Origin of the sequence: Pseudomonas sp. PS01297 (assembly GCF_029959305.1) — a bacterium.
Classification (GTDB): domain Bacteria; phylum Pseudomonadota; class Gammaproteobacteria; order Pseudomonadales; family Pseudomonadaceae; genus Aquipseudomonas; species Aquipseudomonas helleri.
In genome coordinates this window covers 1-255 of record NZ_JASCPQ010000234.1, presented here as the reverse complement: position 1 = coordinate 255, position 255 = coordinate 1, and the positions used below count along the sequence as shown (strand labels likewise).

Annotated in this window: 1 rRNA gene; it reads left to right on the top strand. The window is 50.6% G+C overall.

Annotation, left to right across the window (positions count from 1 at the left end):
* Positions 1-255: ribosomal RNA gene (locus QMX84_RS26435) — 23S ribosomal RNA — on the top strand; the annotation flags it as partial.

The following is a 255-nucleotide window of genomic DNA, read 5'->3' as shown; positions in this document are numbered from 1 at the left end:
ATCAACCGAGATTCCCTTAGTAGTGGCGAGCGAACGGGGACCAGCCCTTAAGCTGTATTGATGTTAGCGGAACGCTCTGGAAAGTGCGGCCATAGTGGGTGATAGCCCTGTACGCGAAAACATCTTTGCAGTGAAATCGAGTAGGACGGAGCACGAGAAACTTTGTCTGAATATGGGGGGACCATCCTCCAAGGCTAAATACTACTGACTGACCGATAGTGAACTAGTACCGTGAGGGAAAGGCGAAAAGAACCC